The sequence below is a fragment of the Pedobacter sp. Leaf41 genome (genome assembly GCF_001422545.1).
Classification (GTDB): Bacteria; Bacteroidota; Bacteroidia; order Sphingobacteriales; family Sphingobacteriaceae; genus Pedobacter.
On record NZ_LMLE01000006.1, the window covers coordinates 458,791 to 485,316 of the forward strand.

General features: G+C 37.1%; 27 protein-coding genes and 4 tRNA genes. 15 read left to right on the forward strand and 16 right to left on the reverse strand.

Translation table 11 applies throughout. The annotated features are described in order from the left end of the window. Nucleotide 1: 1 nt before the first annotated feature. Nucleotides 2-865 carry a dienelactone hydrolase family protein gene (locus tag ASE92_RS09325; RefSeq protein WP_056849824.1) on the reverse strand — a complete coding sequence of 288 codons (864 nt, stop codon included), beginning with the start codon at nt 863-865 and terminating at the stop codon, nt 2-4. 60 nt (nt 866-925) lie between these two features. Then, nucleotides 926-1,930 carry a phosphotransferase enzyme family protein gene (locus tag ASE92_RS09330; protein WP_056849825.1) on the reverse strand — a complete coding sequence of 335 codons (1,005 nt, stop codon included), beginning with the start codon at nt 1,928-1,930 and terminating at the stop codon, nt 926-928. Between the two features lie 109 nt (nt 1,931-2,039). On the opposite strand from ASE92_RS09330, the gene ASE92_RS09335 reads away from it, so the two are divergent. Next, a complete protein-coding gene (locus tag ASE92_RS09335; RefSeq protein WP_056849826.1) occupies nt 2,040-2,633 on the forward strand; it encodes a 2OG-Fe(II) oxygenase in 594 nt (197 codons plus the stop codon). A gap of 38 nt (nt 2,634-2,671) precedes the next feature. On the opposite strand, the gene ASE92_RS09340 is transcribed toward ASE92_RS09335, so the two are convergent. Next, nucleotides 2,672-3,091: an SRPBCC family protein gene (locus tag ASE92_RS09340; RefSeq protein WP_056849827.1), complete on the reverse strand. Its 420-nt coding sequence runs from the start codon at nt 3,089-3,091 to the stop codon at nt 2,672-2,674. 186 nt (nt 3,092-3,277) lie between these two features. On the opposite strand from ASE92_RS09340, the gene ASE92_RS09345 reads away from it, so the two are divergent. The 4 genes from ASE92_RS09345 (at nt 3,278) to ASE92_RS09360 (ending at nt 6,954) form a co-directional block, all read left to right on the forward strand. After that, nucleotides 3,278-5,728: a glutaminase family protein gene (locus ASE92_RS09345; RefSeq protein WP_056850034.1), complete on the forward strand. Its 2,451-nt coding sequence runs from the start codon at nt 3,278-3,280 to the stop codon at nt 5,726-5,728. Between the two features lie 131 nt (nt 5,729-5,859). Then, nucleotides 5,860-6,228 carry a PleD family two-component system response regulator gene (locus ASE92_RS09350; RefSeq protein WP_056849828.1) on the forward strand — a complete coding sequence of 123 codons (369 nt, stop codon included), beginning with the start codon at nt 5,860-5,862 and terminating at the stop codon, nt 6,226-6,228. A gap of 77 nt (nt 6,229-6,305) precedes the next feature. Continuing rightward, nucleotides 6,306-6,491, forward strand: a complete 186-nt coding sequence (locus tag ASE92_RS09355) for a twin-arginine translocase TatA/TatE family subunit (RefSeq protein ID WP_056849829.1) — start codon at nt 6,306-6,308, stop codon at nt 6,489-6,491. Between the two features lie 214 nt (nt 6,492-6,705). Then, the gene (locus ASE92_RS09360) at nt 6,706-6,954 is read left to right on the forward strand and encodes a hypothetical protein (RefSeq protein ID WP_056849830.1); all 249 of its coding nucleotides are present in this window, start codon (nt 6,706-6,708) and stop codon (nt 6,952-6,954) included. A gap of 134 nt (nt 6,955-7,088) precedes the next feature. Here ASE92_RS09360 and ASE92_RS09365 read toward each other — a convergent pair. The 5 genes from ASE92_RS09365 to ASE92_RS09385 form a co-directional block, all read right to left on the reverse strand. Beyond that, nucleotides 7,089-7,172: transfer RNA gene (locus tag ASE92_RS09365), tRNA-Leu, on the reverse strand. 72 nt (nt 7,173-7,244) lie between these two features. Next, nucleotides 7,245-7,317: transfer RNA gene (locus tag ASE92_RS09370), tRNA-Gly, on the reverse strand. A 182-nt stretch (nt 7,318-7,499) separates the two neighbouring features. Then, nucleotides 7,500-7,583, reverse strand: a tRNA-Leu gene (locus ASE92_RS09375). A gap of 49 nt (nt 7,584-7,632) precedes the next feature. Then, nucleotides 7,633-7,705: transfer RNA gene (locus tag ASE92_RS09380), tRNA-Gly, on the reverse strand. Between the two features lie 94 nt (nt 7,706-7,799). Further along, nucleotides 7,800-8,351 (reverse strand): regulatory protein RecX, encoded by a 552-nt coding sequence (locus ASE92_RS09385; RefSeq protein ID WP_369817406.1) that lies wholly within the window; start codon nt 8,349-8,351, stop codon nt 7,800-7,802. Between ASE92_RS09385 and ASE92_RS09390 the strand changes: the two genes are divergently transcribed. The 3 genes from ASE92_RS09390 (at nt 8,350) to arsC (ending at nt 12,216) form a co-directional block, all read left to right on the forward strand. Then, a complete protein-coding gene (locus ASE92_RS09390; protein WP_056849831.1) occupies nt 8,350-10,809 on the forward strand; it encodes a bifunctional UDP-N-acetylmuramoyl-tripeptide:D-alanyl-D-alanine ligase/alanine racemase in 2,460 nt (819 codons plus the stop codon). The two genes, ASE92_RS09385 and ASE92_RS09390, sit on opposite strands and share 2 nt — an antisense overlap. Nucleotides 10,810-11,233: 424 nt before the next feature. Next, nucleotides 11,234-11,824: a DUF502 domain-containing protein gene (locus ASE92_RS09395; RefSeq protein WP_056849832.1), complete on the forward strand. Its 591-nt coding sequence runs from the start codon at nt 11,234-11,236 to the stop codon at nt 11,822-11,824. Nucleotides 11,825-11,835: 11 nt separating this feature from the next. Further along, nucleotides 11,836-12,216, forward strand: coding sequence for an arsenate reductase (glutaredoxin) (gene arsC, locus ASE92_RS09400; RefSeq protein ID WP_056849833.1), 381 nt, complete (start codon nt 11,836-11,838; stop codon nt 12,214-12,216). Here the strand turns inward: arsC and ASE92_RS09405 are convergent. The 4 genes from ASE92_RS09405 to ASE92_RS09420 all read right to left on the reverse strand — a co-directional run bounded on the left by ASE92_RS09405 (nt 12,172) and on the right by ASE92_RS09420 (nt 15,648). Further along, the gene (locus tag ASE92_RS09405; RefSeq protein ID WP_056849834.1) at nt 12,172-12,669 is read right to left on the reverse strand and encodes a hypothetical protein; all 498 of its coding nucleotides are present in this window, start codon (nt 12,667-12,669) and stop codon (nt 12,172-12,174) included. The genes arsC and ASE92_RS09405 overlap by 45 nt on opposite strands. Before the next feature lie 29 nt (nt 12,670-12,698). Further along, nucleotides 12,699-13,178 (reverse strand): hypothetical protein, encoded by a 480-nt coding sequence (locus ASE92_RS09410; protein WP_056849835.1) that lies wholly within the window; start codon nt 13,176-13,178, stop codon nt 12,699-12,701. Nucleotides 13,179-13,413: 235 nt separating this feature from the next. Further along, nucleotides 13,414-14,121 (reverse strand): TIGR00730 family Rossman fold protein, encoded by a 708-nt coding sequence (locus ASE92_RS09415; protein WP_029289075.1) that lies wholly within the window; start codon nt 14,119-14,121, stop codon nt 13,414-13,416. Between the two features lie 18 nt (nt 14,122-14,139). Beyond that, complete coding sequence (locus tag ASE92_RS09420) at nt 14,140-15,648, reverse strand: sodium:solute symporter (RefSeq protein WP_056849836.1); 1,509 nt, start codon at nt 15,646-15,648, stop codon at nt 14,140-14,142. Between the two features lie 429 nt (nt 15,649-16,077). Between ASE92_RS09420 and recR the strand changes: the two genes are divergently transcribed. From recR to ASE92_RS09440, 4 genes are all read left to right on the forward strand, one after another. Further along, complete coding sequence (gene recR, locus ASE92_RS09425) at nt 16,078-16,695, forward strand: recombination mediator RecR (RefSeq protein WP_056849837.1); 618 nt, start codon at nt 16,078-16,080, stop codon at nt 16,693-16,695. Beyond that, nucleotides 16,695-17,426 (forward strand): phosphatidylinositol-specific phospholipase C/glycerophosphodiester phosphodiesterase family protein, encoded by a 732-nt coding sequence (locus tag ASE92_RS09430; RefSeq protein WP_056849838.1) that lies wholly within the window; start codon nt 16,695-16,697, stop codon nt 17,424-17,426. The genes recR and ASE92_RS09430 overlap by 1 nt, the downstream gene beginning before the upstream one ends. A 45-nt stretch (nt 17,427-17,471) precedes the next feature. Beyond that, nucleotides 17,472-18,290 (forward strand): SDR family oxidoreductase, encoded by an 819-nt coding sequence (locus ASE92_RS09435; protein ID WP_056849839.1) that lies wholly within the window; start codon nt 17,472-17,474, stop codon nt 18,288-18,290. Between the two features lie 212 nt (nt 18,291-18,502). Beyond that, the gene (locus tag ASE92_RS09440; RefSeq protein WP_056849840.1) at nt 18,503-19,357 is read left to right on the forward strand and encodes an alpha/beta hydrolase; all 855 of its coding nucleotides are present in this window, start codon (nt 18,503-18,505) and stop codon (nt 19,355-19,357) included. On the opposite strand, the gene ASE92_RS09445 is transcribed toward ASE92_RS09440, so the two are convergent. The 3 genes from ASE92_RS09445 to ASE92_RS09455 form a co-directional block, all read right to left on the reverse strand. Further along, nucleotides 19,358-19,936 (reverse strand): alkylphosphonate utilization protein, encoded by a 579-nt coding sequence (locus ASE92_RS09445; RefSeq protein ID WP_056849841.1) that lies wholly within the window; start codon nt 19,934-19,936, stop codon nt 19,358-19,360. It abuts the gene before it with no gap. Between the two features lie 231 nt (nt 19,937-20,167). Further along, complete coding sequence (ctlX, locus tag ASE92_RS09450; protein ID WP_056849842.1) at nt 20,168-21,085, reverse strand: citrulline utilization hydrolase CtlX; 918 nt, start codon at nt 21,083-21,085, stop codon at nt 20,168-20,170. Between the two features lie 70 nt (nt 21,086-21,155). Then, complete coding sequence (locus ASE92_RS09455) at nt 21,156-22,604, reverse strand: arginine deiminase family protein (RefSeq protein WP_056849843.1); 1,449 nt, start codon at nt 22,602-22,604, stop codon at nt 21,156-21,158. Nucleotides 22,605-22,926: 322 nt separating this feature from the next. On the opposite strand from ASE92_RS09455, the gene argS reads away from it, so the two are divergent. From argS to ASE92_RS09470, 3 genes are all read left to right on the forward strand, one after another. Further along, a complete protein-coding gene (gene argS / locus ASE92_RS09460) occupies nt 22,927-24,699 on the forward strand; it encodes an arginine--tRNA ligase (RefSeq protein WP_056849844.1) in 1,773 nt (590 codons plus the stop codon). A 130-nt stretch (nt 24,700-24,829) separates the two neighbouring features. Beyond that, nucleotides 24,830-25,594 carry a TSUP family transporter gene (locus ASE92_RS09465; RefSeq protein ID WP_056849845.1) on the forward strand — a complete coding sequence of 255 codons (765 nt, stop codon included), beginning with the start codon at nt 24,830-24,832 and terminating at the stop codon, nt 25,592-25,594. An 8-nt stretch (nt 25,595-25,602) separates the two neighbouring features. Further along, nucleotides 25,603-26,247 carry a DNA-3-methyladenine glycosylase gene (locus ASE92_RS09470; RefSeq protein ID WP_056849846.1) on the forward strand — a complete coding sequence of 215 codons (645 nt, stop codon included), beginning with the start codon at nt 25,603-25,605 and terminating at the stop codon, nt 26,245-26,247. A gap of 74 nt (nt 26,248-26,321) precedes the next feature. Here the strand turns inward: ASE92_RS09470 and ASE92_RS09475 are convergent, their stop codons facing one another. Beyond that, on the reverse strand, nt 26,322-26,522 hold the full coding sequence (locus ASE92_RS09475) for a hypothetical protein (protein WP_056849847.1): 201 nt from the start codon (nt 26,520-26,522) through the stop codon (nt 26,322-26,324). Nucleotides 26,523-26,526: the final 4 nt, after the last annotated feature.

Here is a 26,526-nt window from a genome sequence, read left to right on the forward strand (position 1 = left end):
GCTATCTAGTTAAAATAGAGAGCTTACTTTTAAACAAATCGATAGTTCGTTGCCAAGCCAATTTAGCTGCAGCTTCATTGTACCTAGTTGGCGAAGTGTTATTGTTAAAAGCGTGATTTACGCCATCGTAAATATAAATTTTATAGTCTATTTTGTTGTCTTTCAATGCTTGCTCATAGGCAGGAATACCAGCGTTTATGCGCTCATCCAAGCCACCATAATGTAACATCAAACTGGCTTTAATTTTCGGTACATCGGCTGCATTAGCTTGTGCGCCATAATAAGCTACAGCCGCTTGCAATTTCGGATCGTTAACAGCCAGTTTATTGGCCATTCCACCGCCCCAGCAAAAACCTACACAACCTACTTTACCATTTCCATCTTTCCTGTTGCGCAGATATTCCAGGCCTTTCAAATAATTTTGAAGGTTCTTTTGTTGATCAAGCTTACCAATTAGTTCCCGCCCTTTATCTTCATCTGTAGGTGTTCCCCCAAGCGGAGAAAGTGCATCTACACCAAGCGCTAAGAAACCTTCGGCTGCAATGCGTTTAGTTACATCGATAACATGTGGGTTTAAGCCCCTGTTTTCATGAATAACTAAAACACAACCCAACTTTTTTTTGCCTTTTGGTTTTGCTAAAACCGCTCTCATATCACCATCAACACCAGCGTAAGTAATATTTTCTACTTCAATGTCATCACTATTAAAATCAGCTGCAGCAGCATAATTATTTTCTAACATAGGTAATATAGTCAACGCTAATGCCGTACTACCAGCAAGAAGCGCAAGCTTTTTCATGAAATCTTTTCTGCTTACCTGGCTGTGGGTATATTCGTCGTAAAGGGTAATGATTTTCTGATCCATCTTAGGTTGATTTTTTATACACAAGATAGCCAAGCCTTGCGATATTTAATACATTTATTGCTAAAAGTTACAATAAAGCGCTACCCATTTTTTTATCAATTCTACTCGATGCTTTACATACCTTGGCGTTAAGAATGTGTTAGACCAATCATCGTAATTATCGTAAAAGAATTTTAAAAAAAAGATATGGAAACTAATTCCTAGATAGGGAATTGCCAATATTTCATCATCGGTTAACGTCCTAATTTCTTGATAAGCTTTTAAAAAAATATTGAAATCTGATTCCGCCTGCTCTTTGGTAATCCGGTTATTTAATTGATGGAAGAAAAAATGATTCAAAAACGACATCAAATCATTGACTAAAAATCCTTCTCCTGCAAAATCAAAATCGAAGAAAGTGATTTTACCATCCTTGTCAAAGTGAAAGTTTTTTGGAAAAAAATCGTAGTGGCAATAACCATAAGAAAAATTTGAGGTATTAAATGATGAAAATTTATCTATTACCTTTTTAGATAGTGCATTCAGATATTCATATTCATCAGCCATTTCTCTAAAATGAGGCTGCAAAGTTCTCAATGGCGATAATAGCGTGTTTTCGAAGTTGAATTGTTGTCGCTGATTCTCAAGTTTTAGATTTACAGTGGTTTGATGTAATTTGGCAATGTCTCTAGCAAGTGTGATTAAATGATCTTCATTCAAGTCAATGATTACATTTCCTTCAGCCCAAGAAAATAGTATGCCATTTCTTGTCCCTTCAATGGCATCAAATTGTTGTATTTGTTTCCCACTTCTATCTTTTAATGGATGAGAAACAGAATTTCCATTTGACTTTAAAATATTTAATAACTCCACTTCGGCTTCTATCTCACTTATTTTGCGATGCGAATCACGATAAATTTTAAATATGTATCGCTCTTTTGTGTTCTCTACCAGGTAAGTATCGCTCACATTTCTAATTAGTAAGCTACAAGTTGTATCCTGTTCCAGTTGATAAACGTCAATGAGATATTTATTTAGGGCCGTTGCCGATAAGGTAGAATATTGAGCCGGGAAAATAGAATTCATTGCTTCGGAATTAAAATCTACCAAATATATAAGATTAAAATCGTGGCACTACTTTAATTAGATTACCTTGTAATGTTTCGAACGTGTTGTTCTAATTAACGTTGACTTATTGACAGAGATATTCGATTGCCTTATTGATAGTTATATCGAAGATAAGGTTGGTGTTGTAGAAAATTTCCTAAGTATCGCTCTCGCTGCTCAATTAAAGGCCAATTTAATTCATCTTTTTCAAAATAATGAACTTCTGAGCGCTGGTGTTGGTAACAATGAAATTGTTGTTCAGGACAAACTCGTTAGAAGTGATGTAATTTATTGGCTGGATAGGAAACATAATAACCCATACGAAAATGAGTTTTTCGATTTGATGGATAAATTTGTGCTTCACTTAAATAATACTTGTTACACGGGCATTACTGGCTACGAATTCCACTATACTCTTTATCAACCAGGAGCATTTTACAAGAAACATATAGATCAGTTTCAAAACAATGGCAGCCGGCAATATTCACTAATTCTGTATTTAAATGCAGATTGGAAAATTGAGGATGGAGGAGAGCTTCGCATTTACCAAAATGATGCACAGCAGAATATTTCTCCAGTTAGCGGCAAAGGTGTTTTTTTTAAAAGTGCCGATTTGGCTCATGAAGTTTTAGTAACCAACAAACAAAGGATGAGCATTACTGGCTGGCTAAAAATAGGTTAACAAAAAGCGCTTTCCTGATTTTGAAAGCGCTCGTTATTTTAGTTCTCTTCCGTATATTTTTTAAAATTATCCAAAATGGACTGCCAGCCGTCTCGCTGCATTTCTATCGGGTTCTGATTTTCTGGATCGAATGTTTCGATAACCTTTGTTATGCCATCTGTTTCTTCAAAAGTGATTTTCACTTGCCTTCCATCGCCCAAGCCATACTCAATAAGTTTATACTCTTCTACGTTGCTGTAAATTCCTTCGAAGTCAAAACCCATACTGCCATCTTTTGCTTCCATTCGGGTTTTGAATTTCCCGTCGGTTTTTAAATCGTTTTCGGCATAAGGCGCATGCCAGTCACTCGCTGCGAAAGTCCATTTTGTAATGTGCGCTGGTTCCGACCAATATTGCCAAACTTTTTCTACTGGCGCATTAATAGCTGCTTCTATTGTTATTGGTGTTCTAGTTTCCATTTCTCGAGATTTAATTTTTATGTAAAGCTAATTGAAGTAATCACATTCTGGCAAGGGCGGATGCGACAAATTACCGGTGTAATTTTCTTGAATCATTTTTTCTTTCGTAACAAATTGAAAACAAATGCAAAAGTAAACTTTGATTACTTACTTTGGGTGCTAGTTAAACGTTTTACCAAATATGTTATGAGAAAAATTTTAGTGCTACTTTTAGTAAGCTACACAACTGTTTTTGCACAACAAAGATCGGCACCAGCTTATCCTTTAATTACCCACGATCCTTATTTTAGTATTTGGTCTTCATCAGATTCTTTGAACAAAAGTACCACCAAACACTGGACTGGTGCCAACCAATCACTCACTGGGATGATTAATGTTGATGGAAAAATTTATAATTTCCTGGGTCAATCAGAAAAAGTTTATCGCTCTATTTTGCCTACAGCCGATGAAAAACCAATGGAATTATCATTTACAGAAGCCAGGCCAGATGCAGATTGGTTTAATGTAGGTTTTAACGACAGTAATTGGAAGAAGGGCATGGGGCCAGTTGGTAGTGAAAAATCGCAGGCAAGGACATTATGGAGCAAGGATGAAGTTTGGACCAGACGTGTTTTTACACTAGAAAATATGAACAGCGATAAGCTTTTCTTTAAAATTAAACATGATGACAACGCCATAGCTTACTTAAATGGTCAGGAAATTTATAATGTACCCAAGGTTGAGGGTAAGTTTGTTTATATCCCGTTGGATAAAGCACTTTTGAAAACCGGGAGAAATGTGCTTGCCGTTTATGCCAGAAATACCGGAGGGCCATCATTTTTAGATTATGGATTAGTAGAGGAGCCGACGAATGCGAATGCCACAAAGATCGAAGAAGCAATACAAAAAAGCTTAACCTTTAATGCCACGCAAACGATTTATACATTTAAGTGTGGTAAAATTGATCTAACACTAACATTCACGTCTCCACTTTTAATGAACAATCTTGATCTTCTTTCAAGACCAGTTTCCTATATCACCACTAAAGTGAAAGCCAATGATGGAAAACAACATGAGGTAAAATTGTATTACGGTGCATCAACCAATATCGCAACGCATAGTGCTTTCCAGAAGGTTGAAGCAAAGAAATATGGCACTGCAACCCTTTCTATATTAAGAGCGGGTACCATTGAGCAACCCATTCTAAAAAGAGCGGGCGACGATGTGAGAATAGATTGGGGTTATATGTATGTTGCTGCGCCATCCAGTTATAAAAGCATTCAAAACATTTCAAACGTCAGCAATGCATTAACCACATTTTTAACGGGCAAACAATTCAAACAAAATGAATTACAGGGCGAACAATTGGTTTTGAATACTATTATTCCATTAGGAAAAGTGGGGGCTACAGAAAGGGAAAATTTTGTGATGTTGGGCTACGATGACCTCTATTCTTTACAATACTTCCATACCAATTTAAGACCATGGTGGAATACAAGCGGCAAGGAAACGATCGAGAACCAGCTGCAAAAGGCCAGTGCCCAATATTCGGAAGTTATGCAAAAATGCAAGGTTTTTGATATGAAATTACATCAGGATGCTTTAAAAAGTGGAGGAGAGAAATATGCACAGTTATGTATTTTGGCTTACAGGCAAGCGGTTTCTGCACACAAATTGGTGCAAAGCCCAAGTGGTGAGTTATTGTTCCTATCTAAAGAAAATTTTAGCAATGGATCTATCGGAACGGTAGACATTACCTATCCGTCAGCACCTTTGTTTTTAATTTATAATCCCGAATTGGTTAAAGGCATGATGAACGGAATATTTTATTTCAGCGAAAGCGGCAAATGGACCAAACCTTATTCAGCGCATGATTTAGGGACTTATCCACTGGCAAATGGCCAAACTTATGGAGAAGATATGCCGATAGAGGAATCGGGAAACATGTTAATTTTAATGGCTGCCATTGCTAAAACCGAAGGTAATGCCAGGTATGCGAAAAGGCATTGGAAAACCCTGAGCATTTGGGCAGAGTATTTAAGCAAAGAAGGTTTAGATCCAGCGAACCAGTTATCCACCGATGATTTTGCTGGTCACCTGGCCAGAAATGCAAACTTATCGGTTAAAGCTATCGTGGCATTAGGTGGATATGGGATGTTGGCCACCATGCTTGGCGAAACGGCAATAGGGAATAAATATACTGAAATGGCCAAAGATATGGCTAAAAAGTGGATGGAGTTAGCCGATGCGGGTGATCATTATGCGTTAACTTTTAACGACAAAAATACATGGAGCCAGAAATATAATCTGGTTTGGGATAAAGTGTTAAATCTTGGCTTATTCCCGCAATCGGTTTATGATAAAGAAATTAAATTCTATTTAACAAAACAGACAAAATACGGCTTGCCATTGGATAGTCGTAAAACTTATACGAAAGCTGATTGGATCACCTGGACAGCTACCTTAGCCTCGGATAGAAAAGATTTTGAAGCTATAATTGAGCCAGTGTATACTTATGCTATTGAAACGCCAGATAGGGTACCAATGAGCGATTGGCATGAAACCAAAGATGCCAGAAGGCAAAATTTTACCGCTCGAAGTGTAATTGGTGGATTCTTTATTAAAATGTTCGAAGAGACATTAAAGAACAAAAAGTAGTGGCTTCATCTGCAGTTTTCTTATTCTATTCTAATAGGCGCTAAAATTTTAAAAACAATTCATTTCATTGTTGGTTAATTAATTGGTTTCTAAATATTTAAAATTGATCAGGTTAGAATAAAATTAATGAGATGGGAAAAAGTGTGTGTGTGCTAGAAGATGATGAGGGAATTAGGGATGTAATTATTCTTTTATTACAAGAAGAGAATTACGATGTAACAGGTTTCGCAAGTATAGAAGACTTCAATTTAAATGCTAAAAATCTTAAACCAGATTTATTTTTGCTCGATGTAATGCTTCCTGATGGAAGCGGTATTGATATTTGTAGTGGTTTAAAGACGGCTGATAGCACTAAAAATATTCCGGTTCTCATGATGAGTGCTCATGCAAAAATTGGAGAAATTAATAAGACTTGTAATGCTCAGGGATTTATTTCCAAACCTTTTGATATTTATGATCTGTTGAAGCGTGTGGATTATCAAATAAATCTTCCATCCTAATTTTTGTTGGAAACCATAATGGTTTAATCAACGTATATACAAACAGATTCATTCAGAAAAACCTTAAACCATAAAACATGACACATTCAACCATTGCAGCAATACTTGGCGGTCCAGAAATGATAATTCTTGGGGTTGCTATCCTTTTATTATTCGGAGGAAAGAAAATTCCAGAATTAATGAGAGGCTTAGGAAAAGGCATCAAAGAATTCAAAAACGGACAAGAGGGTACAGAAGAGCCAAAGGTTCAGAAAGAGGTATAGGATATTTGCTTAAATAAAAACATTTACCGAAAAACATTTGAAAACTTCAGATCTACCATCTGGAGTTTTTTTATTATAGGATGAATTTTTGTAGAACCGATGTAATCATGCTTAGCTTAAAATTAACGTTTAGATTACATATAAAACATTCACTAGCGTTAATTTTGCCCCGTTCTTGAAATAGACTAACACAAGAGCCGAATGTTAAAAACAAATGAAATATCTAGTTAAAGAAATAAGTGAAGGAAATTGCGATATCACTTTATTGCCAGAGAATTTAAATGATAGGAACCTTTTAATCGAAGCGACAAAAAACTTACCAAAAAATAATCAAGAAACTATTCAATTTCATTATGAACATGCACTAAAGAATGAAGTTCATAATCAAGCTGCTTTTGTATCCTTAAATGAATCAGAAAGTAACTACCCCAAAAGAGTAAATGTAAATTATCAAATTGTATAAAAGTTTAAGGCTTTCCTAACAAGAAGGCCTTTTTTTATGGACTAACTTATTTTAGTGAGTAGGGTAAGTTCAAAAAAATGTAGGCATAAAAAAAGCCATCATTGCTGATGGCTTTAGTTTCGATTTGTTTATTGTACTCGGGGCGGGAATCGAACCCGCACGCCTTTGAAAGCACAGGATTTTAAGTCCTGCGTGTCTACCAGTTCCACCACCCGAGCATTAGTCAATCCCGATAAATCGAGTTGATTAATGTTTTAAAATAAATGCCTTCCGGTAGGAAAGGCATTTAGAGCGAAAGACGAGATTCGAACTCGCGACCCCGACCTTGGCAAGGTCGTGCTCTACCAACTGAGCTACTTTCGCATGAATAATACAATCGCTGTATTCCCTTTGGGGTTGCAAATATAGAAATATAAATTTCAGATTCAAAAATTATTAAAAATTATTTTTTGTTGATTGAAAATTCTTCTTTTATCCATCTTCAGGAGTTGAACCAACAAAAAAAGCCATCATTGCTGATGGCTTTAGTTCGATTGTTTTTGAAGTACTCGGGGCGGGAATCGAACCCGCACGCCTTTGAAAGCACAGGATTTTAAGTCCTGCGTGTCTACCAGTTCCACCACCCGAGCAGGCGATTAACCTTTTAAAATAAATGCCCTCTGGTAGGAAGGCATTTAGAGCGAAAGACGAGATTCGAACTCGCGACCCCGACCTTGGCAAGGTCGTGCTCTACCAACTGAGCTACTTTCGCATTAAACAAAACCGATATGCTGTTTCGTTTTGGTGTTGCAAATATAGACAGATTTATATTTCTGTCAAGGGATTTTTTATTAAAAATTTAATATTTAGTTTAAATTGCTGGCTTTCAGTGCCACTAAAATCAAATCAGTTTCAAATCCTCTGCCTTGAAGATAAGCCATTAGCTTCATTTTTCGTTTTAAAGGATTAACTTCATTTAAAGTTCTTGCTTTTTTTAGGGCTAAACTCTCTATGGTTTGCATATAATCATCGTCATCTAAACTATATAGAGCTTTTTGTAAAATTCTATCCGGAACGCCTTTTAGTTTCAAACCCTGCTTAATTTTAATTCTTCCCCACTTTTTAATGTTGAATTTTCCCGAGGCATATTGCTTTGCAAATCGTTCTTCGTTTAAAAAATTGTTGGTGATTAATTCTGATAAAATTTCTTCCAATTCATCGCCACGCATTCCCCATTCCACCAATTTATATCTTACTTCTTTTTGCGAACGTTCCTGGTAAGCGCAAAAGTTTTCAGCTTTGGCCAATGCCTGTTTTTTATCTAATATTGCTGCTTCTTGTTTACCCGTTTTCATAATTAATTGGTGAACTTCGTAAAAATAAAAACGATTACCATAATTTCCTGAATATAATATCATGTTGAATCCGATATATACCATTTCTACCGTAGCTGAAATTTTAAATGCTGATGCAAATTTATTCAATACAGAAGCACGAATTACACATTTGGTAATCGATAGTAGATCGGTTTTGGTTCCTGAAAATTCCTTGTTTTTTGCTTTATTATCTCATCGAGATGGACACGAATTTATAAAGGACGCTTATAGCAAAGAGATCAGAAATTTTGTGATTACCGATACGAGCTATTTACAACAATATCGTGATTGTAATTTCCTGATAGTTGATAACGTATTAAGTGCATTACAAAAACTCGCTACTTATCATCGAAATATATTTGATTTAACCTGTGTCGGCGTTACCGGTAGTAACGGGAAAACCATTGTGAAAGAGTGGTTGTATCAACTTTTGGCTAGCGATTACAGTATTGTTCGTAGTCCGAAGAGCTACAATTCACAAATCGGTGTTCCACTTTCTGTTTGGCAAATCGACGCAGATCATAATTTAGGGATTTTCGAGGCAGGTATTTCGGCAGTGAACGAGATGGAAAGTTTGGCCGCAATTATTCAACCACAAATTGGAATTTTAACCAATGTTAGAGAAGCTCATGCAGAGGGTTTTAGTTCGAGAAAAGAAAAGCTGATCGAAAAGTTAAAATTATTTACAAATACAGATCTGCTGATCTATTCGCCAGAATACACTTCAGAAATCAACGAAAAGGATTTACCAGGTAAGAAACATTTTAGTTGGAGCACTAACCAAATGGCCGATTTGCGAATAACTGCAGTTGAACCGATTGAAGGGAATTGCTATTTAAGAGCGATTTATCAAGATCAGGAAATTGAATGCATGTTGCCTTTTAAGGATAAGGCGTCGATAGAAAATGGCATGATTTGTTGGGCAACCTTGCTCGCTTTAGGCTATTCTGCAGAACAAGCTGATCTTCGTTTGGAAAAATTAAGTCATGTGAGTATGCGCTTGGAACTTAAGAATGGCATTAACCAGTGCTCCATCATCGATGATTCTTACAGTGCAGATATTTCATCGTTAGCCATTGCTTTAGATTTTCTCAATCAACAAAATCAACATCATAACAAAACCGTAATTCTTTCTGACTTATTTGAAACGGGTCAAGACGATCTGGATTTATATACCGAAATTGCTGATTTATTGATTCAGAAGAAAGTGAGTCGTTTGATCGGGATCGGCCCGCATATTGCAAAATATGAAAGCCTCTTTAAGTCAGAAGCCCAGTTTTTCGAAAATACAAATGCGTTTATTGAAGCATTTCCAGGTTTACAATTCAGTCATGAAACCATTTTAGTGAAAGGCGCTCGGCGATATGAATTTGGAAGGATTAGTAAATTACTTACTCAAAAAATCCATGATACCGTTTTAGAGATTGATTTGAATGCCATGGTTGGTAATCTGCAGTTCTATCGTGCGAAAATAAAACCTGGTGTTAAAATTATGGCCATGGTTAAGGCGTTCTCTTACGGAAGTGGAAGTTTCGAAATTGCCAATTTATTGCAGTTTCACAAGGTTGATTATTTGGCTGTAGCCTATGCCGACGAAGGAATTGCCCTTCGCAAAGCGGGGATAACACTTCCTATTATGGTGATGAGTCCTGAGGAATCTGCTTTTGAAGCCATCATTAAACATCAGTTAGAACCTGAGATTTATAGTCTCGAAATCCTGAATAGCTTCTTGAATGCTCTTTCTGATTATGATTTCGATTACCCTATTCATATTAAGATCGATAGTGGTATGCATCGATTGGGGTTTGAGTTTGCGGATATGGAGAATTTAGCAATGTGCTTACAAAATTCGCAGAAGCTAAGCGTTAAAAGCATATTTTCTCATTTGGTAGCAAGTGGCGAAGCCCTGCACGATGGTTTCACTGAACAACAAATTGAAAAATTCAATTCCATTGCTACACAGCTGATAGCAGTTTTAGGCTACAAACCTTTGCTCCACATTGCCAATACATCGGGAATTAGCCGCTGGCCAAACGGACAAATGGATATGGTTCGTTTAGGAATCGGCTTATATGGTTTCGACGCTGCTTTAGCTAATAACCGCGGCTTACAAACGGTGATGGTACTTAAAACTACCGTAACGCAGGTTAAAACCTTAACGGCGGGCGAAACAGTGGGATATAGCAGGAGAGGAGTGATGCCAAATGGTGGCAAAATAGCGACAGTTAAAATCGGATATGCTGATGGCTATGCCCGTACTTTTGGTAATGGCATAGGTAAAATGCTCATCAATGGACATTTGGTGCCGACTATAGGTTCCATTTGCATGGATATGACGATGCTGGATGTTACTGGCCTTGATGTAAAAGCTGGCGATGAAGCCATTGTTTTTAATCAGGAACATACTATTATGCAGCTTGCAGACGATATCGACACTATACCTTATGAAATCATTACAAATATTTCACAGCGGGTGAAGCGGGTTTATTTTTATGAATAGATTAGTTTATTAGTCATTAGTTCATTGGTCATTTGTTCACTAGTTCATTAGTCTGGATGCATCATTGCATATGTGCCAATACCCCATAAAAATTTATCTACCATGTTGACTAATGAACCAATCACCACATACCAATGAACATTTAAATTTTATTCACCATGCTAACTAATGAACCAGTGACGAATGACTAATGAACATTAAACTTATCCATCATGCTGACTAATGAACAAATGACTATTGAACCAATGAACCTTTAAATTTATCCATCCTGCTTACTAATGAACCAATGACGAATGACTAATGAACATTTAAACTTATCCATCCTGCTTACTAATGAACCAATGACGAATGACTAATGAACATTTAAATTTTATCAATCATGCCAACTAATGAACTATTGAACATTTTTGAATAAATTTGCAGCATGAACAGAGTAGGGAAAGCCATTTTAAACTATTTAATTAAAGGTTTATTAATTGTTGTGCCCATTGCTGTGAGCATTTTCATTGTAGTTTGGGCAGTTACAACAGTAGATAGCTGGCTAAACGTAAACAATATTCTGGGCGTAAATCCTCGTACTGGTGAAAGTAGAAACATTCCGGGCCTGGGTTTACTAACTGTTGTAACCATTATTTTACTGGCTGGTATCTTCGTAACCAATTTGGTAACCGAGCCGATGTATAACTGGTTTCAGCGCATGATGCATCGCTTACCTTTGCTTAATTTTATTTATTCATCTATTAAAGATTTAACCGAAGCTTTTGTTGGTGATGAGAAAAAATTTAATCATCCGGTAATGGTTGAAGTTGAAGGTGGAATGAAAAAAATTGGGTTTTTAACCCAAAATGATTTGCATAAACTCGATCTTCCTGATGATGTCGCCGTTTACTTTCCGTTGTCTTATTCATTTGCTGGTCAGCTTTGTATTGTGAAGAGAGATAAGGTTAAGGATTTAAAAATGAGCGCTGGTGATGCCATGAAATTGGTAGTAAGCGGTGGTGTTAGCGGTTTATAATCCGATTAAGAATGATTCAGATTTATCATAATCACAGATGCACCAAAAGCCGCCAGGCTTTACAGGAACTCGAAAATAGTAATAGAGATTTTGAAGTAATCTATTATCTGGAAACCCCACCAAATCGGGCGCAATTAACTGAATTAATCAAGAAGCTGGCTATTAAGCCATTTGAATTGATTCGCAAAACAGAGAAAATTTACATCGAAAACTATAAGGGTAAAAACCTAAGCGATTTAGAATGGATTGATGCCATGGTAAAAAACCCTGTTCTCATCGAAAGACCGATTATACTTTCGGGAGATAAGGCCGTAATTGCCCGCCCAACCGAGCGAATCAAAGAAATTTTAGTAGAAAACATTACGGATAAAAGACATGAAAATCACGATTAAAACCATCGCATAAAGAATTCTGGAATAATATTCTCGAATAAATAAGCCGATAAAAAAAAGCATATCATCGTCGGTATTGCCGTGAATTAAGCCATTGCTTGTTGATGAATTATAAATAATCTGCCTATCGGTATGGTTATTAAGCGACCACCTGCTTAACCAACTGTTTTGATAGCTCCAATCAAAATTTTCACCATTTGCAAACGTCACTCTCGCCTTAAATGCAAGCCAATCGTATCTAATGGTTGCTAGAAGCTCGTGGTTACTATTTAAAATTTTGGTTTCGGGATTGCTATAACCATCACTTCTCAATAAATAAATCCCTTTTTGAGTGGTGGCAATAGCCGAATTTTTTAATGAAGTAAAATTGATCGAAAATTTCAGGTAAGTACCCTCAAATACCTGATAATTGCTATCAAATAACCCTTTTCTCCAATTTAATATTCTTTCCATTTCCACAGGGTGCTATAATTTCCTATATCCTAACTTGCTATTAACGATTTATCAAACAGCTGCCGCCGCTCGTCTATTGTAATTTGTTTAATAAATAATCCAGCAACGATTAACGATCTATTGTCAGTGTCAGCTGTGATCGAACACATTCTTTTGCCAGCGCTGTACATCATGTTTGTATTGTTATCGTTGGATAACAACGATTGCGATTTCCAAAAACTTGTCGGTCTCCATTGATACAACCCCCCAGATTCCATATTAATTATTGCTTCGAATTTCCAATTACCGTAAGTAATCACCCCAACAACCTTATTCGTTTTCTGGTCAATTATATTTGTTTTTGGCTGCCAAAATCCTACACTTTTGAAAAAATAGCTTTCGTTTTCTAATGTAGCTTCTGCATCACTTTTCCAGGTGCTAAATGTAATTGCACCTTTTTGTTCTCCTTCAATAAACAATTCGAAATTTGAGTTAAACCAATTGCCTTTCCAATCAATAAACTTGGCCATTTGAAATATGTTTCGATTTAGATTAAAATTATTCTAAGTTGTTACACCAAAATGTTGACCATAAAAAAAGTGCCTGCAGAACAAGCACTTTTTATAATTATTGAATTTTGAATGATTAATTCATTGAATGAAACCCCATAGTAAAATCTTGTAATTCTCGTTTAAATTTTTTAACCTCCAAAATTTTGGAAATCTTATAATCCTTTAATTCTGGTCAATAATACTTTGATTCTGGTTAAAAATTCGGTTTAAGCACATATTTATCATAGAACCTAAAAATGTGTTCGGCAGCTTCTTCAGCAGTATCAACAAGGCGGAATAAATTCAAATCTTCCTCATGAATATTGTGTTCCTTTTGCAGCATTGTTCCTTTAATCCAGTCAATTAATCCGCTCCAGTAATCTTTACCCAATAATACAATTGGGAAGCGGGCTATTTTACCCGTTTGAATTAGCGTTAATGCTTCGAAAAGCTCATCCATGGTACCAAAACCGCCAGGTAAAACCACAAAGCCCTGACTGTACTTCATAAACATTACCTTACGAACGAAGAAATAATCGAATTCCAATAACTTATTGTGGTCGATATATTTATTGTGGAATTGCTCAAACGGCAACTCAATATTTAAACCTACAGATTTTCCGCCGTTTGTATGTGCACCTTTGTTACCAGCTTCCATAATGCCTGGGCCACCGCCGGTAATTACTCCATAACCGCGATCGGTAAGTAGTTTACCACATTGTTCGGCAAGCTGATAATATCTGTTCGTTTCTGCAGTACGAGCAGATCCGTAAATGGTAACACAAGGACCAATTTTAGCCAGTTTCTCAAAACCATCTACAAACTCGGCCATAATTTTAAAAATTTGCCAAGAGTCGGTTACCTTTATTTCCTGCCAATCCTTATTTTCAAAAGCGCTTCTAATTTTTTCTTCACTCGTCATATATACTGTATTCTAATATTAAAATTTGGTTTGCGCATCAGTTTTTTTGCTGATGAAAAGCAAGCCGATAAATGTGATTAAACCGTTAATCAATATCAGTTCAACACTAAAAACATAGCCTCCTAAAATTTCTTTTGAATAGCTTGAAAGCAAGTAACATAAAAAAGGGGATAAAATGCAAACTATTGGTACTAATTTATCGTGCAAGCCACGTTTTTTTACAAACAAACCAAAACTGTAAAGGCCCAAAAGTGGCCCGTAAGTATAGGAGGCAATAGTGAAAATTAAACTGACTACTGATGAACTATTTAGTGCATTGATTACGATGATAACCAGAAACATTAAAATTGAAAAAGCCACGTGAACAGTATGGCGTTTTTTTACAGCGTCTTTTGCGTTTACATTTTCGGCTTTTGCCATCCCTAAAAAGTCTACACAAAACGAGGTGGTTAAAGCAGTTAGTGCCGAATCGGTGGTGGCAAAAGTCGCTGCGGTTAACCCTAACATAAATATAACGGCCGGTACGGCGCCGAGGTTGTTCAATGCAATTTCAGGAAATAACAAATCGGTACGCGGTTTCCCCGTAATGTGATCAAGAGGAATCTCAATGCCATTTTTAGCGGCGAAGATATACAATAAAGCACCCACGCTTAAGAAGAAAACATTTAAGATTACAAACACACCTGTAAAGGTGAACATGTTTTTTTGCGCTTCTTTGATGGTGCCCATGCTCAAGTTTTTCTGCATTAAATCCTGATCTAAACCCGTCATGGCGATGGTTACGAAAATACCACCGATAAACTGTTTGCTGAAATACCACTTATTGGTTAGGAAATCATCCCAAAAAAATATCTTCGAATAACTGCTGTCTTTTATCGTTTCAAAGGCTTGTGGGATACTTAAATTCAAGCTACTACAAATAAAATAGATGGTTAAAAAAACAGATAATACTAAAAAAAACGTTTGCAAAGTATCGGTGATAATGATGGTTTTTAAACCGCCTTTAAACGTGTAAGACCATATTAAGGCCAATGAAATTAATACTGTTAACCAAAATGGAACGCCGTAATTGTCGAAAATGAAGCGCTGTAAAACAATTACTACCAGGTACAAACGTGTTGCAGAGCCCAATGTACGACTCAAAAGAAATATAGAAGCTGCTGTTTTGTAGCTGTAATGACCTAAACGTTGCTCAATATAACTGTAAATTGAAGTTAGGTTCATTCGATAATAGAGCGGCAGAAGTACCGTACAAATGATAATAAAACCGACTGCGTTACCCAAAACGAACTGGAAATATTGGAACTGATTTCCCGCAGGTGCACCAACTTCGCCAGGTACTGAAATAAAGGTTACTCCCGAAAGTGCTGTTCCAATCATTCCAAAGGCAACCAAGTACCACTTCGAATTCCTGTTGGCGACAAAAAAGGAATTATTATCAGATGAATCTTTGGAGGTGACGAAAGAAATCATAATCAGTACTAAAAAATAACCAATTAAAAAGCACAATAGAATGGTTGGCGACATAGTTTTGTTTTAAGGTGTTAAATGTAAAGAAAACGATTTTTATAATCAATATTTTGATTTGGAAATCAGATTTCAGTTTTCATCGGCTAATTAGCCCCGTCCTTAGCTTTACTCACCCGAAAAAATTGGGTTTCGTGCCCGCGTCGGCCGGTCTTAAATTACTTAGGTTTACCTTACTATTTCAAACCTGACAGAAGCGGAAATCCTTTTGGTTGCAGCAACCTTGGATATGCGGTCATGCTGAGGCACGAAGCATCTGCCACCGATGAAACAGATTCTTCGTTCCTCAGAATGACAATATTTACCAAAAGATTGCAGCAAATGGCAGGACTGTTGGAACCTAATAACTACTGGTATTGCTTTCCAAAAAAATAATTTTGTCATGTTTTTGATAACATTTTTTATCAACCATTTTGTATATTTTTGTGCATGAATTTTTCATCCAAACTGCTTGAAGATGCGGTAAACGAATTCTCGAAATTACCAGGTGTTGGGCAAAAGACTGCGTTGAGATTGGTTTTACACCTTTTAAATAAGGAACAAGAGGAGGTTAACCAGTTTGGAAACACATTAATTAGGCTTAAGCAGGAAATTAAAAACTGCAGTATTTGCTATAACATTTCCGATCATACGATTTGCGAAATTTGTACCTCGCACAAGCGTGATAAGGAAACGATTTGTGTTGTAGAAGATACAAGGGATGTAATGGCAATCGAAAATACCGGGCAATATTTTGGTGTTTACCATGTTTTGGGCGGTTTAATCTCTCCTATGGATGGTATCGGACCAACAGATTTATACATTGATGGTTTAGTGCAAAGAGTTTCAGCTGGTGATATTAAGGAGGTGATATTGGCGCTGAGTCCGAACATGGAAGGCGATACGACACTTTTTTATCTTTACAAAAGATTAAAGGACTTCAATGTTCCCGTAACTACAATTGCCAGAGGAATTGCTTTTGGCGGAGAACTAGAATATACAGATGAGATTACTTTAGGCCGATCGATTATTACCCGTGTGCCTTATGAAACTGCAATGATGAAATAATGGCGAAACAGTTGATTATTTTATTGGTAGCCATCGGATTCAGTTTTGCTGTTATGGCACAAGTTAAAATCCATTCTCATAATGATTATACGCACAAACGTCCTTTTTTTGAGGCCATTGAAAATAAAGCGTTCTCAATTGAAGCTGATGTATTCCTGATAGGCGATTCTTTAATGGTGGCGCATAGCAAGAAAGAAATAAGAGCTGGTAATACCTTAGAAAACTTATATCTAAAGCCGCTTTCCAGGTTTTCCAAAACGGAAGATTATTACGCGATCCATCTGGTAATTGATATTAAAGATGACTGGAGTTTAACTTCCAAAGCTTTACTTAAGACACTAAAAAAATATCAAAAAGATTTCGGCAGGCAGGGAAGAAATTCAGTTGTGGTCATCACAGGTAATCGTCCGGAAACTAATTTCGACTGGGCCAATTTGCATTTTGATGGATTACCAAATGTTGACTACTCGGCAACAGATTTACAGAAAATCGTGATGATCAGCGATAATTTTGCGAAATATTCGAAGTGGAAAGGAGTAGGAGAGATTTCAGAAGCAGACAAAGCGAAATTGAAATTATCGATTGATAATGCTCATAAATTGGGATTACCTTTTCGCTTTTGGGGCGCTCCAGATAATGAAATTTCCTGGAAAATGCTTAGTGAATTGGGCGCAGATATCATCAACACGGATAAAGTGGCCGAGGCAACCCATTATTTCAAAAGGAATTAGAAGGTGTCAAGTCTTGATACTTGATTTCCTTTACTAGATACTAATATGAACCTAAAAGATAAAGTAATCATCATCACAGGCGCATCGAGCGGAATTGGAAAGGCTTGTGCTGAAGAATTTGCTAAACGTGGCGCAAACCTGGTTTTAGCCGCCCGCCAATATGTTACGCTTTGCGAAATCACAGCAGACTTAGAAAAAAAATACGGCATTAGAGCGGTTGCCGTTCAGGCAGATGTAAGCAAAGAAGCCGATTGTGAATTGATTATCAAACAAACGCTGGTTTCGTTTCAAAAGATAGATATTTTGGTAAACAATGCAGGCTTATCTATGCGTGCCTTATTTAATGATTTGGATTTATCGGTACTGAAAAATTTAATGGATGTTAATTTTTGGGGTACTGTTTATTGTACAAAATATGCCCTGCCAGAGATTTTGAAAACGAAAGGAACCGTTGTTGGCATCTCATCAATAGCAGGCTATCGCGGTTTACCAGGGAGAACAGGTTATTCGGCATCAAAATTCGCTATGAATGGTTTCATGGAATCATTGCGTACCGAACTTTTAAAAACCGGTGTAAATGTTTTAGTGGCCTGCCCGGGATTTACAGCTTCCAATATTCGGGTAACAGCCTTATCAAAAGATGGAGCCGCACATGGGGAAACGAGCATGGATGAAGGCAAAATGATGACTTCTGAAGAAGTAGCCAGCATAATTGCTGATGGAATTGAAAAACGCAAACGAACATTGGTAATGACTGGTCAAGGTAAGTTAGCGGTTTGGATGAACAAGTTATTCCCGGCTTTTGTAGATAAAAAGGTTTTTGATTTGTTTGCGAAAGAGAAAAATCCATTGATTAAGGCATAATTGCGGATGGGTGCGTAGGGAAAAGGAAATAGATAATAGGAAATAGTTAATAAGACATAGTAAATGGCTAATAGGAAATAGTTAATGGCTTTAAATAGCGCACAACTCGACTTGAAAACCTAATCTATTCCTGATTTCCGTTCTTTCTTAGATAAATCTATATGAACAACAATTTCGTTTTTTCACCATTGAATGTTTAGATCGTTTTCAACATGACAAAATACTTCATTTTAGCAATGCTCTTGTGTCAAGCCGTTATCGCTTCAGCACAAATAATGACAGTAAAAAACATTAATTATGCTGGCAATGCCGAAGAAAATAACACGCTAAATATCTTTTACAAAAATGATAGTGTTAAAAATAAGCCTGTTTTAATATTCATACATGGCGGATCTTGGAGCAGTGGAAAAAAGGAAACATATTGGTGGCTTGGTAGAAATTTCGCTAGAAAAGGAGTAGTTACGGTTATTATTAATTATCCTTTAGCACCTGAAGCGCAATATCAAAAAATGGCTAATGATTGTGCTTTGGCTGTAAAATGGGTGAAGCAAAATATATCGCAATATGCCTCGAGTGCAGAGAATATTTTTGTAATGGGCCATTCTGCTGGTGCCCATTTAGGCGAACTGATTAATTCAGATCCACAATATTTTCAACATGCTGGAATCAAAAATCCAATTAAGGGTGTAGTTTTGAACGATCCCTTCGGACTCGATATTTTTGAATATTTAACCGAAGCTGAGAAGGATGATTATTACTTTGATTTTTTGAGAACATTTACCGACAAACCCGCGGTTTGGAAGTCTGCGTCTCCTTTAAACTACGTGAATAATATCAAAAACCCACATTTGCTTTTATACGGCGGAAAAACTTATGATGCCATAAAGATTCAAACGCCGAGACTTTATCAAAAGTTAAAGGCCAATAACGTCCCTGTAGAAATAAAAGAAATCAATGGCAAAAGCCACGTTCCGATGATTAGTCAGATGATATTTGGGGGCAATGATTTGTACAAATACATTCTTGAATTTATAGCGAGTTCATCATTACAATTTGATGCCGATTGACTAGCCTTTTCTTAAGTATTTAGTTAAAATCACAATGGTTTGGCCTTCAACTTTCCCTTCAATTTGTTCGGTATTATCATGAACCAAACGGATATTTTTCACCACTGTACCTAATTTTGCACTCAAAGTTGAACCTTTAACATCCAAAGTTTTAACCAAGACAACGGTATCACCTTCGTGTAAACGAGTTCCATTGCTATCCTGATGAAATTCGACCGTTCCATCCATTTCATGATCGCCTGTTTTTTTCGCCCATTCTAAAGTCTCGTCTTCCAGGTATAAGATATCCAAACTATCTGATGCCCAACCTTCGTTTCTTAATCTGCTTAGCATTCTCCATGCCACCACTTGCACAGGTGCAAATTCTGACCACATGGTTTCTGTGAGTATTTTCCAATGCTTGGCATCTAACTGTTCTGTTTTTTCAATTTGATTTAGACAGGTTTTACAAACTAAAATGCTGTTATCGCTATTGGCATTGCTCGTTGGGGGAACTTCATAAACACTTAGACTGTTCTCTGATGTGCAAAGTTCGCACTTGTATCCCGAACGTATTTGTAATTCTTGTGCTAAAGACATATTCATTTTAAATTTTCGGCGAAAGTACTAAAACTATCTGTAATTAATTGTGGTATGAACTGCATTGTATTTCGGCTGGTGAAGATACCAGCCGATAGCGTTTTAAATGCGTTCGTGATTGCGAGGTACGAAGCAATCTTATAACAATAGGGTTTGCCTTTTGGTCGCATTAGGATTGCTTAGTGCCTCGCATGATGTGGAGGTGAGCGGGAAAGAAATTAAGCGAAAAACCTATTTTGATTTCGCCGGTAAATGAATTTCTGCTAACATGCACCTTGCGCTACCGCCACCATTTTTTTCAATGGTGTATATCGGTGCATAAATAATTCGGGAATATTTTTCCAAGACACTGATTTGATCCTTTGTTAATGACAAATAGGCTTGCTCTGACATTACCAATAGACTTTCGCCTTGTGTGTTAGATACCTGTAGCATGTTTCCAGCAAAGTGATTCATTTGATCATAACTAATCGTAACAATTTCCTTGTTAGTTAATGTAAGTACTTTGCGTACAAAATCGCGTTCATACAAATTGGCAATTGAATCAAGACAAACAACGGCGAAACGATCTCCGATGCACATCATCACGTTGGTATGGTATATCGGAAATCCGCTCGAATCAAGAGCGTTAAATATAACTGATTTGTATCCAGCTAACTGACAGAAATTGTTAAATGCCTCTACCTCTGTACGAATGCTCAGGCAAGCATATGCAATTTTGTTAGCACGATCTAAAACCATACTACCAGTGCCCTCAAGAAAAATGTTCGCAGTTTCGTAGAAACTTAAATCATTTACATTATTTACCTGAAATTTTTCTGTCAAGCCATCTAATATTTCATTTCTACGCTCCAATCTCCGGTTTTCAGAAAACATCGGGTAGAGGTAAATGCTACCATCATCGTGAAAAGAAACCCAATTATTCGGGAAGATAGAATCAGGTGTTTCAGGTTGCAAAGTATCATCTACAACGGTAACATCAACATCGTTTTTTCTCAACAGATCTACAAAACCATCAAACTCTTTTAAAGCCTGGCTTTGTACATCACTTTCAGTTGAGGCTACCTGAAATTTATTATTGCCCGCAGTTTGCTCATTGAATTTAAAATCAACCGGGCGAATCATTAGGAGGTGATTGGTTGTTTGCATAGGAGTTAAATTGTAAAGTTAAAAGTTTAAAGATTCTTGACTTAGTGTTTTTACTTTGAACTTTTTACTTTCAACTTAAACTGTCTCTCAATACCGGTAAGCTCATACAGTGGAAACCTCCACGGGCACGAGAAAGTTCTGCTGATGGCATTAAAATTAAAGTATCGGTGATGGTTTCTGCGTCTACTTTTCCACTTTCCAAATCCTGAATCAGATCTTTCACATCAACTACGTTAAAACCAGCTGCTTTAAATGCTTCTACAGTTTTATCGTTTCTATCATAACCTAAAACAACACCTTCTTTTATGGCTAGCAGATTGCAGGAATCCGTCCATTGCTCTCTGGAATCGTATGGGAATTGGTTATTGCCGCTATAAATAATTTTGGTTGGTTCGCTGCTCTTTAAATCGTTCTGACTAATGTCGTTCAACAAAGCCTCTACGTGTTCAAAGTGTTTTGGCTCTTGTGGATTAGCCTTTGTAAATTGAATTGCAGTTGTGGCCTCCAATTTTTCAGGGTCTTTTAAAAAGTTAATTGGTTCGTATAAATTATATTTTGGTGAATGGGCAATAGAGTTTAAAATTACCCATGTATTGCGTTTAACCTGTGTAAAAACCGTGTCCAGGTGCATGTAATCGCGTTTGCTTGGGATTTTCACCACCGTTACCTTTTCCACCACATCGTTATCAAACAATAATTTTATCGCCTCGTTTGCGCCATGCTCAGAAGTACGTTCACTGCAACCGATCAAAACATGGTTTTCACTCACCATCATCACATCGCCACCTTCTAGTGTGGTGCTAAAAGCCGGTTCATCGCCCGGACGCAGGAAATGCATGGTAACATCAGGAATCTCGAGAACTTTGTTTTGATAGTCGGCAAACAACGGATGGTTGAAGAAAATGTAACGCATCAGAAGCGTTTCGCGAACACGGGCTTTTTTTGCCGGTTTGTTTAATAAAATATGATTATTGATGGTTGTACCTACATCTCGAGTGAAAATTAAATTCGGAATAGGCGCAAAGATCATTGTGTCGTTGGCCAAAGTTCCGGAAATAAAAATCTCCGCCAATTCCTTAGGGTCGGTATTCGTCAATTGCATTTGCACCTTATAAGTACAACCCTCGATGGCACAAACAGCTGCCACTAATTTTTTGCGGATAGATTCGTTTTCCAACATTTCACTTAATAGATTTTGAATTTCTATTACTGAATTTGAGTTGTGAAAATCGGGATGATTGGGTTTGTAAAAATTTCTGTTTCCTTCCTCAGAATCTATTAAAGCAAGCTTTCCCTTGATTTTTTCAGGATCTAAGAAGTACATCAGGAGTTTAATGTAGTAATCGTATTCTCCCTTTCGGATGGTATCGAGGTGGACAATATCTTCAAAAAGCCAATCTTGTGCTTTCGATGGAACCACTTTCCCCAATCCGCTATCTGGACTATGAATTAACAACTTACGCAATCTGCCGATTTCGGTGTTTACGCTCACTTTAAAATTTGGATTTTGCTCGCTCATAAATAAGTTAGTTATTGCAAATCTATTAGAAAAATTTAGATATGAGAATGGAGATGATAGATTTGATAGCCGCTTCCATAGAGAAGACTGTTTCTTACAAAAACCTGACAGCTTAAACCTCATCGCAGCGGCATCTCCCGGTTTTCGATTTTTCATCGAAATCAATCGGGACTGCAGCGCCCACCTGCCGGACGGCCAGGAAAAGCAAGGCCATAGAAACCGATAAGCACAACAGCACCTTTCCAAAAAACTAAAATTTAACCTGCTTTTGAACTTCGGACTTCCGCCTCCTGACTTCGGACTTTTTTCTTATTTTTACGCCATGAATTTTATTATCTCCGAAGCGCAGAAAGCCATCCTTGAACTTTATAAGGAAGAAGTTGCTGAAAGCCTGATCAATATACAAGAAACCCGCAAAGAATTTGAAGGCCAGGTAACAATAGTTGTTTTTCCGATTACCAAGATATCTAAAAAATCGCCTGAGCAAACTGCAAACGAAATTGGTGAATATCTGGTGGCTAACGTAGAAAACGTAACCAAATTTAACGTGGTGAAGGGGTTTCTAAATTTAAGCATCTCTGAAAGCTACTTTTTAAATCAGTTTAATGATGAGATTTTAGCTTCTGATTTCGGTGTTTATCCATCCAACGGGAAAAAGGTGATGGTAGAATATTCTTCGCCAAATACCAATAAGCCACTTCACTTGGGGCATGTTCGTAATAATTTATTGGGTTATTCGGTTTCTGAATTGCTAAAAGCCTATGGTTACGATGTAGTAAAGGTTAACCTGGTTAACGATCGTGGCATTCACATCTGCAAATCAATGCTGGCCTGGCAAAAATGGGGCAATGGTGAAACGCCTGAAAGTTCTGGGTTAAAGGGCGATCATTTGGTTGGAAAATACTATGTGATTTTTGATAAGGAATACAAAAAAGAAATTGAAGCTTTAAAAGCAGAAGGACAAACCGAGGAAGAGGCGAAGAAAAATGCACCATTAATTAAAGAAGCACAACAAATGCTTTTGAAATGGGAGCAAGGCGATGAGGCGGTGGTTTCACTTTGGAAAACCATGAACGAGTGGGTTTATGCAGGCTTCAACGTAACTTATAAAAACCTTGGTGTAGATTTCGACAAGTTTTATTACGAAAGCAATACCTATCTATTAGGGAAAGATACAGTTGATGAAGGATTGGCAAAGGGTGTTTTCTTCAAGAAAGAAGACGGTTCGGTTTGGATTGATTTAACGGCTGATGGTTTAGATCAGAAATTGGTTCTACGTGCTGATGGGACTTCTGTATATATTACCCAGGATTTAGGCACTGCAGAAATGAAACACGACGATTTCAATATGGATGAGTCGATTTATGTGGTTGGTAATGAACAAGACTATCACTTTAAGGTGTTATTTTTAATCTTGGAGAAATTAGGTAAAAGCTGGGCTAAAGGACTTTATCACCTATCATACGGTATGGTCGATTTACCAAACGGTAAAATGAAAAGTCGTGAGGGAACGGTGGTGGATGCTGATGAATTAATTGAAAGCATGGTGACTACTGCCCGTGAAAAAACCGAAGAGCTGGGAAAAACAAATGACTTCAGCGAAGAAGATAAGGCTGCTTTATATCAGAGTATTGGTTTAGGCGCCTTAAAATATTTTCTTTTGAAAGTAGAACCTAAAAAGCGTTTATTATTTAATCCTGCAGAAAGTATCGATTTTCAAGGCAATACGGGTCCATTTATTCAATACACGCATGCGAGGATTAAATCTTTACTAGCTAAAGCTGAATATACCGCTAAGTCAACAATTCCGAAGGATGGAGAAATGTTGCCTGTGGAATTGGAAATGATTCTTTTGTTGGCAAAATATCCGGCAGAAATTGAGATTGCTGCTAAAGCTTATAGTCCGGCGAGTTTGGCTAATTATTTATATGAGTTGGCGAAGTTATTTAACAAATTTTATCACGAAGTGCCTCCAATTGTTAAAACCGAAGCAGGAGAAACTAAACAGTTCCGTTTGAATTTAAGCAAGAAAACAGCTGATATTATTCATTCAGGGATGCTGATTTTAGGGATTACTTCGCCGGAAAGAATGTAGGATAGGAACTAGGAAATAGGAAATTTGAGAACAGGTAATTGAGAATGGGAAATAGGGAAGAGAAAAATTGATATGGAAGAATCAACGAGCAAGATGATTTTAAAATCCTTAAATCCCTTAATCCTGATCAATGATTAATGAACTGTTATTGCTTTGCTTGGTTGCTTTTGCAGCAGGGTTTATAGATGCTATTGTGGGTGGCGGTGGGTTATTACAAACTCCTGCCACCTTATTAATTTTACCACATTATCCCGTAGCTACATTACTCGGAACGACAAAAATCCCGTCGATAGCAGGGACCACTTTAGCAGCCTTCAAGTATTCAAAACAAGTAAAATTTAATTTAAAAGTATTGGCGGCCTGTGCCAGCACTGCTTTCTTTGCCGCACTGTTTGGGGCCTTTTTAGTCAGCCGGATTGATAATTCAGTTATCAAACCCATTATTTTGGTGGTGCTGGTTTTTGTTGCACTGTATACCTATTTTAACAAAAAATTTGGTATCCATCAGGAGAAAAACCATACTGTTAAACAACAGGTTTCAATGGCCGCTATTTTTGGTTTGCTTATTGGTTTTTATGATGGTTTAATTGGCCCTGGCACAGGTTCTTTTTTGATTTTGGTTTTTATTGCAGTTTTAGGTTTTGATTTCATTGGCGCAAGTGCTCATGCCAAGATTGTAAATATTGCAACCAATTTGGCGGCTATAATTTATTTTAGTTCTACCGGCCATATCCTCTTTCAATATGCCATACCAATGGCTATTTTTAATTTGGGCGGCGCTTATTTTGGTACCAAGCTGGCGTTGCTAAAAGGGAATAAATTTGTACGCATATTTTTCTTAATTGTAGTTTTCGGGACGATATTGAGGTTTGCGTATGATATTCTTTTGCGGTAATTTGCTTTATGTTTGAAACTTTTAATCAACATAATTTTTATGAGTTGTGCGACTACCTGGCCAGCAAAGATCAGGAATTGGCAAGCGTTTTAGCAAAATATGGTTATCCACCCTTTTGGACGAGGCCCAACACTTTTGAATCGTTGGTTCATATTATTTTAGAGCAGCAGGTATCTTTAGCGTCTGCGCTTGCGGCTATGCAAAAGCTTAAAGCTAAAATAGGGGCAATCACTCCTGCGAATTTCCTTACACTCAAGGATGAGGAATTGAAGGCTTGTTATTTCAGTAGGCAGAAGGCCGTTTATGTACGTGACCTAGCCGAGAAAATTAGCAACGGTCAGTTAGATCTTTTACAATTAGAAATACTTCCTGATGATGAAATTAGAGATCAACTGAAAAAAGTAAAAGGTATAGGCGATTGGACTGCAGATATTTACCTGATTTTCATTTTGCACCATACCGATGTTTTTCCTACTGGCGATTTAGCTGCAGTCAATGCTTTGAAAAGCTTGAAGAACATCGCAAAAGATAAAAATAAAGATGAGTTGTTAAGTGCGGTAGCAGACTGGAAACCTTTTCGCACCATCGGATTAATGATGATTTGGCATTACTATCTGGAGGAGCGGAAACCTGCCAATAAAAAGAAAATTTAAAGAAAGCACCGCTTGGTTAAACCAGCGGTGCCTTTTGCATTCCATCCTAATGACTAATGACTAATGACTAATGACTAGATCCCAAGATCTTCTTTAGCATAATCTGCACGTGTTTCGAATTCACGTTTGTATCCTTTTGCTTTTTCAACCCATTCAGGTGCCTGATCTTTCAAGTCATCTACAATAGATTTACCTGTTATTGGATCTTTTTTCGTCACATATTTAAAGCCTGCATAAACTGCGGCACCAATTATTGCTGTTTTTAATAGTCCCATTTTA

Coding starts and splice junctions, on each gene's coding strand:
- ASE92_RS09325 (WP_056849824.1), bottom strand. CDS start 865: ATGGATCAGAAAATCATTACCCTTTACGACGAATATACCCACAGCCAG.
- ASE92_RS09330 (WP_056849825.1), bottom strand. CDS start 1,930: ATGAATTCTATTTTCCCGGCTCAATATTCTACCTTATCGGCAACGGCC.
- ASE92_RS09340 (WP_056849827.1), bottom strand. CDS start 3,091: ATGGAAACTAGAACACCAATAACAATAGAAGCAGCTATTAATGCGCCA.
- ASE92_RS09345 (WP_056850034.1), top strand. CDS start 3,278: ATGAGAAAAATTTTAGTGCTACTTTTAGTAAGCTACACAACTGTTTTT.
- ASE92_RS09350 (WP_056849828.1), top strand. CDS start 5,860: ATGGGAAAAAGTGTGTGTGTGCTAGAAGATGATGAGGGAATTAGGGAT.
- ASE92_RS09355 (WP_056849829.1), top strand. CDS start 6,306: ATGACACATTCAACCATTGCAGCAATACTTGGCGGTCCAGAAATGATA.
- ASE92_RS09360 (WP_056849830.1), top strand. CDS start 6,706: ATGAAATATCTAGTTAAAGAAATAAGTGAAGGAAATTGCGATATCACT.
- ASE92_RS09390 (WP_056849831.1), top strand. CDS start 8,350: ATGTTGAATCCGATATATACCATTTCTACCGTAGCTGAAATTTTAAAT.
- ASE92_RS09385 (WP_369817406.1), bottom strand. CDS start 8,351: ATGATATTATATTCAGGAAATTATGGTAATCGTTTTTATTTTTACGAA.
- ASE92_RS09395 (WP_056849832.1), top strand. CDS start 11,234: ATGAACAGAGTAGGGAAAGCCATTTTAAACTATTTAATTAAAGGTTTA.
- arsC (WP_056849833.1), top strand. CDS start 11,836: ATGATTCAGATTTATCATAATCACAGATGCACCAAAAGCCGCCAGGCT.
- ASE92_RS09405 (WP_056849834.1), bottom strand. CDS start 12,669: ATGGAAAGAATATTAAATTGGAGAAAAGGGTTATTTGATAGCAATTAT.
- ASE92_RS09410 (WP_056849835.1), bottom strand. CDS start 13,178: ATGGCCAAGTTTATTGATTGGAAAGGCAATTGGTTTAACTCAAATTTC.
- ASE92_RS09415 (WP_029289075.1), bottom strand. CDS start 14,121: ATGACGAGTGAAGAAAAAATTAGAAGCGCTTTTGAAAATAAGGATTGG.
- ASE92_RS09420 (WP_056849836.1), bottom strand. CDS start 15,648: ATGTCGCCAACCATTCTATTGTGCTTTTTAATTGGTTATTTTTTAGTA.
- recR (WP_056849837.1), top strand. CDS start 16,078: ATGAATTTTTCATCCAAACTGCTTGAAGATGCGGTAAACGAATTCTCG.
- ASE92_RS09430 (WP_056849838.1), top strand. CDS start 16,695: ATGGCGAAACAGTTGATTATTTTATTGGTAGCCATCGGATTCAGTTTT.
- ASE92_RS09435 (WP_056849839.1), top strand. CDS start 17,472: ATGAACCTAAAAGATAAAGTAATCATCATCACAGGCGCATCGAGCGGA.
- ASE92_RS09440 (WP_056849840.1), top strand. CDS start 18,503: ATGACAAAATACTTCATTTTAGCAATGCTCTTGTGTCAAGCCGTTATC.
- ASE92_RS09445 (WP_056849841.1), bottom strand. CDS start 19,936: ATGTCTTTAGCACAAGAATTACAAATACGTTCGGGATACAAGTGCGAA.
- ctlX (WP_056849842.1), bottom strand. CDS start 21,085: ATGCAAACAACCAATCACCTCCTAATGATTCGCCCGGTTGATTTTAAA.
- ASE92_RS09455 (WP_056849843.1), bottom strand. CDS start 22,604: ATGAGCGAGCAAAATCCAAATTTTAAAGTGAGCGTAAACACCGAAATC.
- argS (WP_056849844.1), top strand. CDS start 22,927: ATGAATTTTATTATCTCCGAAGCGCAGAAAGCCATCCTTGAACTTTAT.
- ASE92_RS09465 (WP_056849845.1), top strand. CDS start 24,830: ATGATTAATGAACTGTTATTGCTTTGCTTGGTTGCTTTTGCAGCAGGG.
- ASE92_RS09470 (WP_056849846.1), top strand. CDS start 25,603: ATGTTTGAAACTTTTAATCAACATAATTTTTATGAGTTGTGCGACTAC.
- ASE92_RS09475 (WP_056849847.1), bottom strand. CDS start 26,522: ATGGGACTATTAAAAACAGCAATAATTGGTGCCGCAGTTTATGCAGGC.